Raw genomic sequence first — 15635 nt, 5'->3', positions numbered from 1 at the left:
TTATCATTCCTTAAAAAATGCTTGTTTATAATGATGAGTATGTTTTTTTGTTTTTTTATGTGTTATATGTTCAATTTCTTTTTGTATTTTATTTTTACCTTTTTTTAATTTTTTCTTACTTTTTGTTACAACTTGACTATATGCAAATTTTTCTAAATGATGTAATAATCCAGTACCAAATAAAGTATTAACACTAAATTTTAAACCAACATTTTTAAATGATTTGTTAATATTTTCAATAGGATTATTAATAACATTTACTACTTTATGATAAGTTCTAATAGTTCTAAATATTTCTCTATATACTTTAAAACTATCTCTAATTACTTGTTGCACCACTGGTGGAGCAAATGCTATTGCTTTTAATCATTTATTACGATTAACACCATAACCAATGTATCAACCACTATATCAACGATATCAATGAAATGGATGTATTTGAGTAACAAAAGTTTTTGCTTTAAGAATACTATCAACAACTGTAATTGGTTTATATTTAGGATTACGATGATAAATAGTAATTGCACATTTATCTAATGACAAAGGTTGAATTTTACAACCCATAAATACTGGTGAATTTAATGGAATTAATTGTGCATGTTTAATTGCTCTTTTTTCTGCACTAGTAAATAAATCAGTTGCTTTTTCTTTTAATTTATTAATTTTTTCAAATGCTTGTTTTTCTAACTTTTCAAATTTTTCTTGTAATTTATATATACTTTCTCTTATTTTTTCAAAATATGGTGTATCTTTTCAAAATTTATTTAAACCTTTTTTTAAATAAAATCTAATATCAAAATATTTAAAAGTTTGATTTGCTTTTAAAACAAGTTGATGAATAATATTATTTTTAAAATTAAATTTAATAGAATTAGCACGAATTTTTTGTAAATCTAAAATTAAAGTTTTTCCATATCTATTTTCTGTATGTATTGTATGAACTAAATTTAATCAATCATGCTGATTCATAGATAATACTTTTTTTAAATCAGTATTAAATTTTTTTAAAAAGTTATTTGCTTTTTCAATATCTTTAATTTTAAATTTAGGAGTTAATTGTGGACTTAGTTTTATTAATGTATTTTGTAATAATAAGTAATCTTTTAACTCTTGTGCTTCTAATTTTTGAAAATTATTTTTATATTGTCTTTCAGCAACATAACCTAAATCTCGTAATACTGTTTCACGATTAGGAGTAAAACTATAATTCATTAAATAACGTTTATTACCAATAATTTTATCTGTTAAAATTTCTTTTCCACTTACTTGACTAATAATTTCTTGTAAATTTTTTGCTTCTTTAATTCCCACTTGTTCTAATGTTTTAGTTTTTTGTGCTAGTTTAATAAATTTACTTGTACGATAACCACGACTAATTTTATTAAGTCCAGCAAATGCAGGAAGTATATTAAAGAAAGTATTTAATTTTGTTACATTTCCTTTTAAATAATCATAAACTTGATTAATAGTAAAATCAGTTAAAAACTCTACACCAACAGCACTAATACTAGCAACTAAATCACTTGCACCTAATCCAAGGGCTACACTTTCACTTAATCCACCAGTAAAAGGAGCAAGTGCTACTGCTATAACTTGTACACCAATCATTTCTAAAATTTCTCATCAAAAACTTTTATTTTCTTGTTGGTTACTTGTTCTAGTATGTTTTGGTTTATTTATGTTTAAAAGTATTGCTGTACTAGTTGTACCAATTGGCATGATATTAATTTCCTTTATTTAAGAGTTATTTTAATTGGATTTGTTGTTCCTTTATAATTTAAATCATTAACATTTGCAGTAATAGTTATATATAAGTCACCCGCTTTTTGTTTTTGATTACTTACATTAGTTTTTCCTTGTGCATCACTAAAATATTTAATAGTTGGATTTGTTAAATTTGGATTTAATGATTTAAGTTCATTAGTACTTTTTATTTGTGTATTTAATTCACTATTATTGTTATTAACATTTGCAGTAATATCAGTTGTTAAACTTGTAATCTTAGTTTTTAAATCATTTTTATCATTATTAACAATTGCACATAACATTCAGCGTGAAGTTGTTTCTTCATCTGTTATATAGGGTATTGATTCACCAGTTACTTCTCCACCAACTAAATATCTTCTTCCAACTTTACCATCAGCAATATCTTGAACATATACAACTGTATTTTGTAACATATATCTTTTCATTGCTCTTGGTGTTGCTAAAACAAAAGACATAATTTTAGTTTCATTATTATCAGTAAATGTCATATAATCATCCATTACAATTTGACATAGTACACCTTTAATATATAAATCATTTCCATTTAATCTTAATTGTTGTGCAATCTGATTATCAGTAATTAAACCTTTATTATTAGCTAAATAAACAATATTATCATAAAGATTATTAGTAATAAAAAAACGACAATTATTACTATTTCTTAATTGAAATAAAGTATTTCAAGCATCTAACATTGATTTTAAGTATCCTACTGGTGATTTATCAGTAATATCTACTTTAGTTGCATATTTTGCAATTACATTTGTATCATTATTTGCTAAATAATCTGCTAAGTCATTAGCAACTTCATATTGCATTGTATTTAATAAATTTTGTCCATTTTCAGCATTTAAATCAACATTAGCAATTATTTCACCTGCAACTGCTTCTTCTTTAATTTCTTTTAAAATTTTAATAGTTTCAGCATAACTAACATCTAATCCTTTACTTTTATCATTTCATTTTAATACTTTAATTTCTGAATTTTTTGGTTTTTTAACTATAAATTCAATTTTGGTTGAATTAACCATTTCGATAGGAAAAAAACTTGCTCATGGTGAATTTGATTGTTTATAAAATTCTATAAACTCTGGTGCTTCTACTAATTTTTCGGTATTATCTAAATTTTTATTGAATTGTATTGCCATTTTTTGATTTCCTTTCTGTTATAAATTATTATTATTTTTATAATCCAATAATGTACTTTTTATTGAATTTTGTTGATTTGTTATTATTGTTTGTGGTTTGCCACCTGTATTAATTGTTTCTTTAAATACTGGTTGTTCTTTAATCATTTTTTTAATACTTTCTTCAATTTTTGAATTTTCTATATTACTTGTTTTAAATTTTAAAAACTCATAAAATTCCGTTTTAACTTGATATTTTTTAAATATATTAATCATTTCTTTTTCTTTAATTTCTTGATTAAGTTTATTTAACTTATTTTCTGCTTCATTAACTTTATTTTCTATTTCTTGTGAAGAAGCATTATTTTCAGTTAAAGGTTCAGTTGTTTGTTGAACATTATTTTCATTTTCTAACATTTACATCACCACTTTTTTATTTATTTTCTTTATTAATCTTTTCATTTAATTTTGCTAATTTTTTTTGATGTTTTATAATTTTATTATTTGCTCTAACATGTTTTGGAGTTGTGATAAATCTTTTTAATAAAACAATAATTTCTCTGCAAATTAATATTCCAACACTTGTTCCAATAATTATTAATTCATGTAAAAATTCTTTCATTTCAATATTTTCCTTTCAACTATTTATTTTTTTATTTTTGATTATTCATCAAATTCACCTTTAATAATTCTTTCAATCATACATTTTGCATCCATTAAAAGATTTGCAATTAAACGTTCATTCAGTCGTATGTCTTCTAAATCTTTTTCATGTTGTTTTAATTTATCATCATAATATTGAATTAATTTTTCTTTATTCATACTTTTCACCTCCTTTATAAACTCATGTGATTGTAATCTCAATTTAATGAAGCATTATCAGTATTTAATGGTACTTCGCTTAGATTATCACTACCATATTGACTAGTTGTTTCACTATTAATAGTAAATCTATTATCATTTATTAATCTTGAAACTTCATTTGTAAATGTTGTTTCTTGCATTTCTCTACTATGATTTGTCTCTATTGGTAATAAATTATGGATTATTTCACTTGCACCAGCAATTATGGTAGGTACTGCATAAGCATTATTAAAATCATTATTAATACCCATAGCAACACCACTTGATATTAAACAACCACCAGTAGCCATATTACATATCTTTCTTATTGCTTCAAATTTATTAGGTATTAACTCAGTTAATCCACTAATAAGATTTGAAATACCATAAGCATTTAAACTAATATATGTATCTCAATCCATTAATGACTGATTATCTTGTTTATCTAATAATAATCATGGTGGACCCTCAGTTGTAGTTGTAGTAGTTATTGGAGTTGGTGTTGTTGGAATAATTGGAGTAATATTATTTTCTGTTCATTTACTATAATTTGCTAAACCAATTGTTCCTAAACCTAAAATAATTTTTTTAGAACTATTAATTAATTTAGTTTTAGTATTTGGTCTTTGATTTAAATTTCAAATATCTAAACCTAATTTTTTACCAAATAATAAACTATTAATTGAACCTAATATTGGATTAGCAATTACTTGACCATAATAAGCACTTGTACCAATCATTGCACAAATTGGACTTATACCAGTTCTAATTAATTTGGTTAAAGTATAATTTGATTGTGTATTTTCGTTTGGCATTTTATTCTCCTTTAATTTCTAATTTTTTAATTGTTACTTTAATTCAACCTTGATAAACATCATTATCACCAACTATTAATGCAACATTACTTTCGGGGTCAGAAACAATTATGTGTTTTGATTTAACATTTGGATATTGTCTTAAAATAATTGCTCTAATATCATTACTTGTATGAATTGATTTGGGAAATGGTGATAATATTTCAATTTCATCTTTATTTTCAAATAAAGTAGGTAATATTATCATTAGTCAAATTCTCCATTTTCTATTAGTTTATTTAAGATAAATAATGTTACATCCGTTCTCCGTGCTGGCTCTAATTCAATTAAATCATTAATATATTTAATAAATTTTTCTTTATTCATAATTTAACCTTTCTTTCCTAACTCTTTTATTTTGTTTTTGTTTACATAAGTTATTACATTTATGAGCAAAAACTCTACCATAACCACATTTATTATTCTTTTTAATTTTTATTATCATTATTTTTAAAACAATTTTCGCAATTTGGTCAATTATAATTTTCTTTACAATTTTTACAAATTTTCATAATTATTTCTCCTTATTATTTTTTGGATGTTGAAATTGAACAGCTTTACAATTATCACATCTAAATACTAATTCAATACTCACATCTTCATGTTCACATTTATTCATTATCAAAGTAACCTTTTTCTAAATATTCAATTATTAATTCCATATCTAATGTGTCATGTTCAATTAAATATTCAATTATTTTTTCTTTATTAATACAATTTTTATGTCTTGAATTATTAATTTCATCAACTTTATTTCTATGTTCTTTACAATATACTCTTCCATATTCATCAAATTGCTCTTCTGTCATATTTTCACATTGTATTTGTTCAAAATGTTCATCATGTGGTGGTATTAAACTAGTAAATTTAGTAGTTTGTGAAAATGTACATCTATTCATTAATTATTCTCCTTATTTTTAATTTGATTAGCAATTTCAAGTTTTTCTTGTTCCAATTTATCTTTTATTATTTGATTTTTTCTAATTATTTCTTGTTCTAATGAATAAATATGTTCTGACATTTTATTTATTATTAAATTTATATAATGTATTTCTTCTTCAATATTATTAAATGCAAGAGTTCCTATTTTAATTTTTAAATTTTCTAATACTTTTTCCTTCTCTTTTTTTATTACTAAATCAGTCATTTGTTTTGGATTTTGATTAAAATTCATTATATTTTTTCTCCTTTTTGTAAAATATCTTTTATTATTTCTAATTCAGTCATTCTAATTTCATTTGTTTTAATAAAATTTTGCAATCTTTCAATTTCTTTTGTATATTTATTAATATTTTCTTTATGCTGCTTAATTCTGTCATTAATATATTCTAATGGTGTATTTTTAATCATTTTTTTACTCTTTTCATTTTTTAAATCATTTAACATTGATTGAACAAAATGCACGATTTTTAGGAATATTTAAAGTATTAAAAAATTGACCAGTTACAATAATTTCATCGTTTTTGTTTAATAAAATACATCGTCTATAAAATTTTGGGTTATTAAAAATTAAAGTAACATAATTTAATCCATTTCATTGACCACGAACACTATAATATAATTCCTTATTACCTTTTTCGTAATATTTTGCTTCAATAGTGTTACTCAGTTTTACTTTTAATTTGACATAATTTGCTTTATCTTTCATTTTTATAATTCCTTAAATAGTATTGAATATGCTTATAAGCATCTTGTTCATGTTTTGTTAATTTTATATTTCCTTTATAATTTTCTATTTTAGTTTTATTTTTTGGTTCACTTTCTAAATAATCTCAATTCATAACATCTTCTACTAATACCATTAATGCACCAATAATCTTAGGTGTTGCTAATGGATTAGTTAATAATTGTTTTGAGCTTAAAAAGAAATTTTCTACAATAACTAATATTTTTTGATTAATAAATTGTTTTTTAATTAATTTAAAATATTCTTTATATATATTTTTACTTTCTAAAACTGTTTTAGTTTTGAATGTTTCATTAAAAGTAATATTATTAGTTTCACTTGAATATATAACCATTCCATTATTACCAATACCAGCGGGATCAATACCAATAATTAAGTCATATTGCATTATTCAAAGTCACCATTTTGAATTTTTTCTTGTAATTTCATTATTAATTTAAGTTTTCAATTACTAATATTAATTTTAATTACATCACTAATATCATCTTTAAGTAATTCAATAAATTCATTATCAAGATAATAAATTAATTTTTCAATAGCATTTGCAGAAGATATTTGTTTCAATATTTCTGCAATTATTGCTACTTTAATTACTTCTTTTTTAAATTTTTCTCTTAATTTTTCTTTATTAATTCAAAAATCATATTCAGTTTTACATTTACCATCATGATTAATAAAAAGTTTACAATCATCTATTGTACAGTTTGTTTTATCCATATTTATACCTCCTACTTAACTTATTTTTAAAATACAGTCATAACAAATTGCTTTACCATTTTTGTCTCTTAAAAATTTTTTTCTTGTTTTAATATCACTAGTAGTAAAGAATAAATAATATAATTGTTTTTGTTTACATGTTCAGCAAAAATAATTTTTCATTTAATATTCCTTTTCTAATATGTTCTTTTTTAAATTCTATTTGCATAATTAATCACTTCTACATCAATCACAAACATATCCAAATGGTTTTGTATAATCCAAATGTTCATCAATATCATAATCATCTTCAAATTTTCTAATATCATGTTGTTCTGCTTCTAATTCTGTTTTAAAGCGATAAAGCATTTGGATTTTGTCATCTTCATATAATTCATTACATTCAACACATCTTTTTCTTCTTTTTTTATCAATCTTTCTTAGTGCTTCATAATCAAGAATTTCTATTACCATAATAATCCTTTCCTAATATGTTCTGTTGCTTCTAGCATAAAGAACATATATTTTGTTTTTTATATTATTAATAATACTACTATTAGTTTTATTCATTCCATGAAAACTGGGCTCAAAAATAAATTGTGAAATTTTAAAAAGAAATCGAGGCATTCGATTCAATATTTATTTAATTTGTGTTAAACAAATTAATATTTTAATTGAACCGGCACCGCTCAATTTTTTTTACAAGTTTGAAATTTATTTTCTCGCCCAAAAAAATTTTTCAAAAAAAATAAAAAATAAAACCAACACTTGCTCACTGGGGAGTGGCAAGGTTGGTTAAATAAAGAATAGAATTAATACAATAGGTCCCTACAACAGGTCTATATATACTAGTTTCCAATTCGCTCCCACCCCAAGAATTACCATTAATGGTTAGTATATTTTATTAGGTATCACTCCACTTTTTATTTATCCATGCAAGTCCACATGTTCTAGCTACTATTTTTAACAACTGTGTTGTAGTTCACTTTTTTAGTTCCCTAACACGTGTTGATAATAGCGTTAAAGAGGGTTATTAAAAATTTTAAAATTTTACAATTACACAAAAAAAGACAAGATTTTTATTCTCGTCTTTTGTCATTTATTTTTAATTTAAGGGTAAAAAAAGAAAGGAGCTATTTTTAAAACTTTTTAGTTATCGACATCTTCGACACGCTCCCAAACAATTAATTGAAAATGTTGGATGCAAACTATTATTTCTTCCACCATATTCTCCTAATTTAAATCCAATTGAACATTTTTGATTTGCTATAAAACATAATATAAGAAAAATATTACCAAATTATTGACCAAATATTAAAAACGCGATTGATTTTGTTTTTCAAGATATGAGTAAACATTACTTTCGTTAGCTATACCTCAAAATTTAATAATATTTAAATTATTTATATAATATGAAAATAAAAAATATTGTAAAAATTTCTAAAATTTGGTAAAAGATAAGTGTAAAACTAAATATAGTTTTTAACCCATTGCTTTGTTTGTAAGTAAATGGGTTTTATTTTACTAAGAAGGTGTATAAAATGCGTGATAATGATAAAAGAAAATCAACAACATTTCAGCGAATAATGGAAAATAATCCAGAAAATATTTTTGCTCAAACCGATGGTTCTATAAAAAAAAGACATGGAGGTTTAGCAATAAAATCTTCTAGAAGTGAAAATAGTTTAAATGAAGCAAATAATGATAGTAATGTTTTAAATAAATATAAATATAATTGTCTTACAATTATAGAAGATCAAAAGATAAGTAAACTTAGAGAAGAAATTTTTAATTTTACAAAACAATTAGAAGATGTCAAAAGAACAAATGATGATTTAAATAAAAAATTAACTATTATTAGAGAAAATCTTTTTGAATTAGAAATTATTCAACTTAAACCATTACTTGATGATTTAAAACGTAAAGAAAGAAAAATGGAAATAAATAAAACTAAGAAACAAAATACAACCGATAGTGAATTTAGAGAATATTTTGCGCTTAAAGAAACAATATCAGATAAAGAATTAGAAATTGAAGAACAAAGAAATATAAAAAAAGAATTGAATAATAATATTGAAAAAAATAATTCTAAAATTGAAGAATTAGAAAATACTATAAGCAATTTAAATAGTGAACTAGATAGTTATAGTGATGATTGGATGCCGTTATCATTAAAAGAAAATATTAATAGAAGAATAGAACTACAAAGAAAAATTGATGAAGAGAATTTAACTGAAGAGCAAAAACTAGAAATATTAGAAAATATTTCTAAGTTAAAAAAAGAAATAAAAAAAGAATGAAATATTAAAAGTCAAAATGTTCAAAAAATTTATGAAGAAATTTTTCCAATTGAAGATAAGATATTTTATATAACAACTTTAGTTTATAATGATGAATCAATTTTTGAAGAAATAATATATTTTGATAATAATGAAAAAAATGAGGTTGAAGTTTGAAAACAGACTAAAAAGTACCAGAGTATTGAAGAATATAAAAAAAGCACTTGTTTAATTGATAAAGAAAATGCAAATAATATTATGACAATGCCAGTTAAAGAATTATTAAAAGAACAAATGGAATTAAAATCAAAGCCATCTAAAACGGAGTGAAAAGTTTGGGTTATTATTTTAGTCATTACTATTGTTATTGCTGTTCTTCCAAATTTGCTTCCTGTGATTTTAGCTCCTTATTTGGCTGCTGCAGTAGTGGCAACAATTAAGATTGATATTGCTATTGCTTCAGTTTTTATTAGTGGAGGTTTTAAAGCAATTACATCAGTTTTTTCAACTGCATCAAAAAAAGTTGAATCATGAATTTATAATAAAATATTTAAAAATAATAAAGATAAAAAAGAAAAAGAAAAAAAAGAAGTTAAATCGGTATCTAAGGATTTAACAAGTGATAAATTAGAAACTAAGTTAGAAACACAATTTAATATATTAAAACAAGAACTGGATGGTAGAAAACTTAAAACTATAAATGAACTAATGAATGATAAAACAATAATAAATGTTGAAAATAATATAATTCCAGTTGAAAATCAGTTTGATGTAGATAAAGCAAATTCTATGGATAATATGCAACCTCCTACAAATGTAAGACAACGACGTTACTCATTTTAAAATATAACGATAATTAGTTTAATTATTCTTACTTAATTAAGTAAGAATAATTTTTTATATATTTTTATATATATTTTTAATAAAAAATATATAATTTTATTGAGTATTTAAAAATAGAAAAAATATTCAAAAAGTGAAAGGAATAATAAATTATGCCATGAAAATCTATTGAGAATAATAAATTAAAACAAGAAGCACATGCTAAAAATGCTGATAAAATAAATAAAGCTTGAGGAGAAAAAAATGAATCTGAAAGAAGAGAAAGAGTTTGTAAAAATCTTGAGTTAGATAAATCAAAAATAAATAGTGAATCTTCTTCAAGTGAAAGCAAAAACTCTAGTAGTAAAAATAGTAACCAGTTATAAAAAAAAACAATTTTTTTAATTAAAATAAACTTCAATATGAAGTTTATTTTAATTTATTTTTTTAATCTTAATTAAGATATTGATGAAATTAGCATTTATGTTATTAAAAATAGTGTTTATAACTTAAAAGATATATAATAAAAAATTATTTATTTAATCTTTTGTAAATTTTTCTTGATTTTAATATATATATATCATATAATATACAAGCTAGAATAAGCCAAAGACAGCAACGGACTTTTGTCTTAATTATGTTGCTCAGGTAATTTCCATCATTATATATGCATGTGATTTACTCGGTTTTGCTCCGAGTTTTATTTACTACTTATTGCTAGTTATTTCAGAATAATAAGGAGGTGTACTTATGCGCCCAGCAATGGTTGAAAAACAAAAAACTATTGATTTAATTGCTAAGCAAATTAATGATTCAAAAACAACAATTGTTGTACAATATCAAGGTATGAATGTTGAAGAAATTAGTTCTTTACGTAAGGAATTAAGAGCTAAAGGTGCAACATTCACTATTTATAAGAATAATTTAGTTGCTCGTGCTTTAAAAAAAGAATATTCATCGCTTGAAAGTAGTTTAGTTGGTCCAAATGGTTTTATCTTTGGATTTGAAAACGACTTAGAAACAGCTAAAATAGTTTCTAATTATGCTAAAATTAATAAATTATTAGTATTAAGAGGTGGCATTTTTGAAGGGAAAGTTATTGACCAAAGTGAGTTACAAAAAATAGCTTCATTACCATCAAAATTAGAATTAATTTCAATGTTAGCTTCTTGTTTACAAGCACCAGTTCGCAATTTAGCTTTAGCAATTAAAGCAGTAGCCCAACAAAAAGAAAACGCATAATTAACACTTATTAAATAAAAAAATATATGGAGGAAAAAATAATGGAAAATATTACAAATAAACAAATTATTGAACATGTTAAAACAATGACAGCAGTTCAATTAAAAGAATTAGTTGAATTAATTGAAACAACTTTTGGAGTAACTGCAGCAGTTGCTTCTGTACCAGCAGCAGCTAAAGAAGAAGCAACAAAACCATCAACAGTTTCTGTAATCTTAAAAGAAGTAGGAGACAAAAAAGTTGATGTTATTAAAGCAGTTAAGGCAATTGTTGGTGGAACAATGTCTTTAATGGATGCTAAAAAAATGGTTGATGCAGTAGCAACAGGACCACAAAAGATTTTAGAAAATATTGATACAGCAAAAGCAACAGAACACGAAGCAACGTTAAAAGCCGTTGGTGCTATTGTTGAAGTTAAGTAGTTCAAATATTAAAAATTTATATGAAAACCAGTTTTAATTAATACTGGTTTTCTGTTTGTTATTTAACTAAAAATTATCAACTTAAAACTTAATATTTTATCAAACTAATTAGTAATTTAATACTAATTAACTGAAATCAAATTATTTGATTTTAATAAATTTTTAAAATTGGAGATGAACCAATGTCATATACTACAAAACAATTTGGTCATTATGCTAAAAGACGTGACTATACTAAAGTATCAGGAAATTTAGATCTTCCTGATTTAATTTCAATTCAACGTGATACTTATAAATGATTTATTGATACAGGAATACAAGAAGTATTTAATGAAATATTTCCGGTAACTGATAATGCTAATCGTATTATTTTATCATTGATTGATTGAGAATTTCGTAAACCAAGAAGAACATTAAAAGAAGCAAAAGATGAGTCAAAAACTTATGAAGCACCAATCTATACAAAATTATCTCTATCAATTCATGAAAATAATCGTCATTTAACTATTGCTGCTAAAGATAATATTTTAGATTATTTAATGCGTTGAATTAAAGACCAATTTGGTATTAAAAACATTAATGAACCAAAAGTTAGCGATAATATATATTATTTTGAAGAAAAAAATGTTCATGCTAATAGTGAATTTTCAACTATTGAAGTTACTATTAAAAGTAGAGAAGAAGATGTTTTAATTGTTGATTATACATTAACTCGTGAAGGAGATGTATTTTTAGGTGATTTTCCATTAATGACACAAAAAGGAACATTTATTATTAATGGAAGTGAAAAGGTTGTTGTTTCACAATTAGTTCGTTCACCAGGTGCATATTTTAAAATTGAAATTGATCCAAAAACCGGATTATATAAATTTTTAGGTGATTTAATTCCATCACGTGGAACTTGACTAGAATTTGAAACTGATTCTAAACGTAATAAATTAGTTCGTAATAAAAATGCAATTAAAGATATTATTCAAGTTAAAATTGAAAAATCACGTAAAATTGCAGTAACCACTTTACTTACTGCCTTAGGATTAACTAAAGATGATGTTATTAATATCATTGGTAAAGATGATGTTTTATTAAATACTTATGAATATGATGAACATCAAAATTGACCAGCAGCAGTACAAGAAATTTATAAAAAAATTAAAGCCGGAGAAACTGCCAGTGTTGATGGTGCTGCAAAATTTTTAACTGGATTATTATTTGATTCAAAAAAATATGATTTAACAAAAGCAGGAAGATATAAGCTAATTCAAAAATTAGCTATTACAGATCGTGTTTTAAATTACACTCTAGCTGAAGATATTAAAGATATTAGAGGTAATGTTGTTTTATCCAAAAAAACAGTAATTGGTAAATCACAATTAGAAATTCTAAAAACAGTATTAGAAGAAGGAGCATGTTTAGTACCTTTAAAAACATCAATCAGTGATAGTGAACCAAAACATTATGTGCAGTTAATTAAAGTTTATAATGATAAAGAAAGATTAAATGAAGTTATTAATGTTGTTGGAATTAATCCTAAATGTAAAGAAGTAATTATTACTATTGCTGATATTTTAGCAACTCTTTCTTATATTTTAAATTTTGTTCATGGTATTGGTAATGCTGATGATATTGATCACTTAGCAAATCGTCGTATTCGTACAATTGGTGAATTACTACAAAACCAATTTCGTATTGGAATGGGACGTATTGAAAAAAACGTTAAAGAAAAAATGTCAACTACTGATAGTGATAAAATGAAACCAGCAAATATTACAAATAATAAACCATTAACAGCTGTTATTGGTGAGTTTTTTAACTTATCACAATTATCACAATTTATGGATCAAACTAATCCATTAGCAGAATTGGCTAATAAAAGACGTTTAACTGCTTTAGGACCTGGTGGATTATCACGTGATCGTGCTAGTTTAGAAGTTCGTGATGTTCACTATTCTCACTATGGAAGAATTTGTCCGATTGAAACTCCTGAAGGACCTAATATTGGTTTAATCAATAATTTAGCCACTTATGCTCGTATTAATGAATACGGTTTTATTGAAACACCTTACCGTCAAGTAATTGCAGGTAAAATTACTAATGAAATTAAATATTTAACTGCTGGTGAAGAAAAGAATCATATCATTGCACAAGCTAATATTGAATTAGATACTAATAATGTTATTAAAAATAATAATGTTATTGCTCGTAGTAATGGTCAAAATATTATTGTTGGACCAAACGAAGTTGAATATATTGATGTTTCACCAAAACAAATTGTGTCAATAGCTACAAGTTGTATTCCCTTTTTAGAAAATGATGATGCTAACCGTGCTTTAATGGGAGCTAATATGCAACGTCAAGCAATTCCATTATTAAAACCCCAAACACCAATTGTTGGTACGGGTGTTGAGTATGCTGTTGCTCGTGACTCAGGATTAGCTATTGTTGCTAATTTACCGGGAGTTGTACAATATGTTGATTCTCATGAAATTATTATTAAATCAGAAGATGAAATAACAACTTATGAGTTAAGTCGTTTTGAACGTAGTAATCAAGGAACAGCAGTAACTCATGTGCCATTAGTAAAAGTTGGTGATAAAGTTGAAGTTAATCAAATTTTAGCAGATGGACCTTCGATGAAAGATGGCGAACTTGCATTAGGACAAAATGTAATTATTGCTTTCATGACTTGACATGGTTATAACTATGAAGATGCTATTATTATTAGTGAACGTTTAGTAAAAGATGATGTTTATACTTCAACGCATATTGAAGAATATAATTTAGAATGTCGAAAAACAAAACAAGGTAAAGAAGAAATTACACGTGAAATCCCTAATACTTCTGAACAATCAAGACGTTATCTTGATGATGAAGGAATTGTTTTAATTGGAACTGAAGTTAAAGAAGGAGATATTCTTGTTGGTAAAGTTACACCAAAAAGTCAAACACAATCAACTGCTGAAGAAAAATTATTAGCAGCTATTTTTGGTGAAAAATCACGTAATGTTAAAGATAATTCATTACGAGTACCTAATGGTGGTGCTGGAATTGTTCAAGGTATTAAACGTTATAAACGTGAAGATGGTTTTGACTTACCTTCAGAAGTAGAAGAAGTAGTTAAAGTATTTATTGTCCAAAAACGTAAAATCCGAGAAGGAGATAAAATGGCTGGAAGACACGGAAATAAAGGTGTTATTTCTAAAGTCTTACCAATTGAAGATATGCCTTTCCTAGAAGATGGAACACCGGTTGATATTATGTTAAATCCATTAGGAGTACCATCGCGGATGAATATTGGACAAATTCTTGAATTACACTTAGGAATGGCTGCTAAAACTTTAGGAATTAAAGTAGCAACCCCTGTTTTTGATGGTGCAAAAAATCAAGACTTGTTAGATATTATGAAAGAAGCAAAATATAATGATTTTGATAAATTAACATTATATGATGGTTTAACTGGTGAAAAGTTTGCCAAGAAAATTTCTGTTGGTGTTATGTATATGCTAAAACTATCACATATGGTAGATGATAAATTACATGCTCGTAATGTGGGTCCATATTCATTAATTACTCAACAACCATTAGGTGGTAAGGCACAAAATGGTGGACAAAGATTTGGAGAAATGGAAGTTTGAGCATTAGAAGCTTATGGTGCTGCTCATACTTTACAAGAAATCCTAACTATTAAATCTGATGATATTAAAGGTAGAATTAAAACTTATGAAGCGATTCTACGTAATAAACAGATTCCAACGCCAGGTATCCCTGAATCATTTAATGTTTTAACAAAAGAACTACAAGGTTTAGGAATAAATATTGTGTTAATTGACGAAAAAGGTCAAGAACAAAAAGTGGTAACTTACGATGAAGAAGTCGAAAGTTATCTTGAGGATTAGAAA

Annotated in this window: 21 protein-coding genes, 1 pseudogene and 1 other annotated feature; of the genes and pseudogenes, 6 read left to right on the top strand and 16 right to left on the bottom strand. The window is 24.5% G+C overall.

What is annotated here, in order from left to right:
• From AACK96_RS04640 to AACK96_RS04565, 16 genes are all read right to left on the bottom strand, one after another.
• Positions 1 to 1719, bottom strand: a complete 1719-nt coding sequence (locus AACK96_RS04640; protein ID WP_338973542.1) for a hypothetical protein — start codon at positions 1717 to 1719, stop codon at positions 1 to 3.
• A gap of 14 nt (positions 1720 to 1733) precedes the next feature.
• Positions 1734 to 2915 carry a hypothetical protein gene (locus AACK96_RS04635; protein ID WP_338973539.1) on the bottom strand — a complete coding sequence of 394 codons (1182 nt, stop codon included), beginning with the start codon at positions 2913 to 2915 and terminating at the stop codon, positions 1734 to 1736.
• An 18-nt stretch (positions 2916 to 2933) separates the two neighbouring features.
• Positions 2934 to 3311 (bottom strand): hypothetical protein, encoded by a 378-nt coding sequence (locus AACK96_RS04630; protein ID WP_338973536.1) that lies wholly within the window; start codon positions 3309 to 3311, stop codon positions 2934 to 2936.
• Positions 3312 to 3327: 16 nt separating this feature from the next.
• Complete coding sequence (locus tag AACK96_RS04625) at positions 3328 to 3516, bottom strand: hypothetical protein (RefSeq protein ID WP_338973407.1); 189 nt, start codon at positions 3514 to 3516, stop codon at positions 3328 to 3330.
• Between the two features lie 41 nt (positions 3517 to 3557).
• Complete coding sequence (locus tag AACK96_RS04620) at positions 3558 to 3716, bottom strand: hypothetical protein (protein ID WP_281748859.1); 159 nt, start codon at positions 3714 to 3716, stop codon at positions 3558 to 3560.
• A 14-nt stretch (positions 3717 to 3730) separates the two neighbouring features.
• Positions 3731 to 4552, bottom strand: a complete 822-nt coding sequence (locus AACK96_RS04615; RefSeq protein ID WP_338973533.1) for a hypothetical protein — start codon at positions 4550 to 4552, stop codon at positions 3731 to 3733.
• Between the two features lies 1 nt (position 4553).
• On the bottom strand, positions 4554 to 4799 hold the full coding sequence (locus AACK96_RS04610; protein WP_338973530.1) for a hypothetical protein: 246 nt from the start codon (positions 4797 to 4799) through the stop codon (positions 4554 to 4556).
• Between the two features lie 111 nt (positions 4800 to 4910).
• Positions 4911 to 5036, bottom strand: coding sequence for a hypothetical protein (locus AACK96_RS04605; RefSeq protein ID WP_338973528.1), 126 nt, complete (start codon positions 5034 to 5036; stop codon positions 4911 to 4913).
• A 166-nt stretch (positions 5037 to 5202) separates the two neighbouring features.
• The gene (locus AACK96_RS04600) at positions 5203 to 5490 is read right to left on the bottom strand and encodes a hypothetical protein (RefSeq protein ID WP_338973525.1); all 288 of its coding nucleotides are present in this window, start codon (positions 5488 to 5490) and stop codon (positions 5203 to 5205) included.
• Positions 5490 to 5765: a hypothetical protein gene (locus AACK96_RS04595; RefSeq protein ID WP_338973523.1), complete on the bottom strand. Its 276-nt coding sequence runs from the start codon at positions 5763 to 5765 to the stop codon at positions 5490 to 5492. The genes AACK96_RS04600 and AACK96_RS04595 overlap by 1 nt, the downstream gene beginning before the upstream one ends.
• Positions 5765 to 5977, bottom strand: coding sequence for a hypothetical protein (locus tag AACK96_RS04590; protein WP_338973522.1), 213 nt, complete (start codon positions 5975 to 5977; stop codon positions 5765 to 5767). Before AACK96_RS04590 ends, AACK96_RS04595 begins: the two co-directional genes overlap by 1 nt.
• Positions 5946 to 6239 (bottom strand): hypothetical protein, encoded by a 294-nt coding sequence (locus AACK96_RS04585; RefSeq protein ID WP_338973519.1) that lies wholly within the window; start codon positions 6237 to 6239, stop codon positions 5946 to 5948. The genes AACK96_RS04590 and AACK96_RS04585 overlap by 32 nt, the downstream gene beginning before the upstream one ends.
• Complete coding sequence (locus tag AACK96_RS04580; RefSeq protein WP_338973516.1) at positions 6229 to 6666, bottom strand: hypothetical protein; 438 nt, start codon at positions 6664 to 6666, stop codon at positions 6229 to 6231. Before AACK96_RS04580 ends, AACK96_RS04585 begins: the two co-directional genes overlap by 11 nt.
• Complete coding sequence (locus AACK96_RS04575; protein ID WP_338973513.1) at positions 6666 to 6995, bottom strand: hypothetical protein; 330 nt, start codon at positions 6993 to 6995, stop codon at positions 6666 to 6668. The genes AACK96_RS04580 and AACK96_RS04575 overlap by 1 nt, the downstream gene beginning before the upstream one ends.
• Positions 6996 to 7010: 15 nt before the next feature.
• The gene (locus tag AACK96_RS04570; RefSeq protein WP_338973430.1) at positions 7011 to 7157 is read right to left on the bottom strand and encodes a hypothetical protein; all 147 of its coding nucleotides are present in this window, start codon (positions 7155 to 7157) and stop codon (positions 7011 to 7013) included.
• 48 nt (positions 7158 to 7205) lie between these two features.
• Positions 7206 to 7448, bottom strand: coding sequence for a hypothetical protein (locus AACK96_RS04565; RefSeq protein WP_338973510.1), 243 nt, complete (start codon positions 7446 to 7448; stop codon positions 7206 to 7208).
• Positions 7449 to 8155: 707 nt separating this feature from the next.
• On the opposite strand from AACK96_RS04565, the pseudogene AACK96_RS04560 reads away from it, so the two are divergent.
• The 6 genes and pseudogenes from AACK96_RS04560 to AACK96_RS04535 all read left to right on the top strand — a co-directional run.
• Positions 8156 to 8344: pseudogene (locus AACK96_RS04560) on the top strand (transposase); the annotation flags it as partial.
• A 171-nt stretch (positions 8345 to 8515) separates the two neighbouring features.
• Positions 8516 to 10096, top strand: a complete 1581-nt coding sequence (locus AACK96_RS04555) for a hypothetical protein (protein ID WP_338973508.1) — start codon at positions 8516 to 8518, stop codon at positions 10094 to 10096.
• 152 nt (positions 10097 to 10248) lie between these two features.
• Entirely contained in the window at positions 10249 to 10461 is a 213-nt protein-coding gene (locus tag AACK96_RS04550; protein ID WP_252320294.1) for a hypothetical protein, read from the top strand.
• A gap of 202 nt (positions 10462 to 10663) precedes the next feature.
• Positions 10664 to 10789 (top strand) — a sequence feature (ribosomal protein L10 leader region).
• 36 nt (positions 10790 to 10825) lie between these two features.
• On the top strand, positions 10826 to 11317 hold the full coding sequence (rplJ, locus tag AACK96_RS04545; protein WP_252320296.1) for a 50S ribosomal protein L10: 492 nt from the start codon (positions 10826 to 10828) through the stop codon (positions 11315 to 11317).
• Between the two features lie 41 nt (positions 11318 to 11358).
• Positions 11359 to 11739 carry a 50S ribosomal protein L7/L12 gene (rplL, locus tag AACK96_RS04540; RefSeq protein ID WP_338973505.1) on the top strand — a complete coding sequence of 127 codons (381 nt, stop codon included), beginning with the start codon at positions 11359 to 11361 and terminating at the stop codon, positions 11737 to 11739.
• A 182-nt stretch (positions 11740 to 11921) separates the two neighbouring features.
• Positions 11922 to 15632, top strand: a complete 3711-nt coding sequence (locus AACK96_RS04535; protein WP_338973502.1) for a DNA-directed RNA polymerase subunit beta — start codon at positions 11922 to 11924, stop codon at positions 15630 to 15632.
• Positions 15633 to 15635: the final 3 nt, after the last annotated feature.

It is taken from the genome of Spiroplasma endosymbiont of Tricholauxania praeusta (assembly GCF_964019535.1).
In the GTDB taxonomy this organism is placed as follows: Bacteria; Bacillota_I; Bacilli_A; order Mycoplasmatales; family VBWQ01; genus Spiroplasma_E; species Spiroplasma_E ixodetis_A.
Note: the sequence above shows the minus strand (reverse complement) of the source record. Positions and strands in the feature narration are given on the sequence as shown.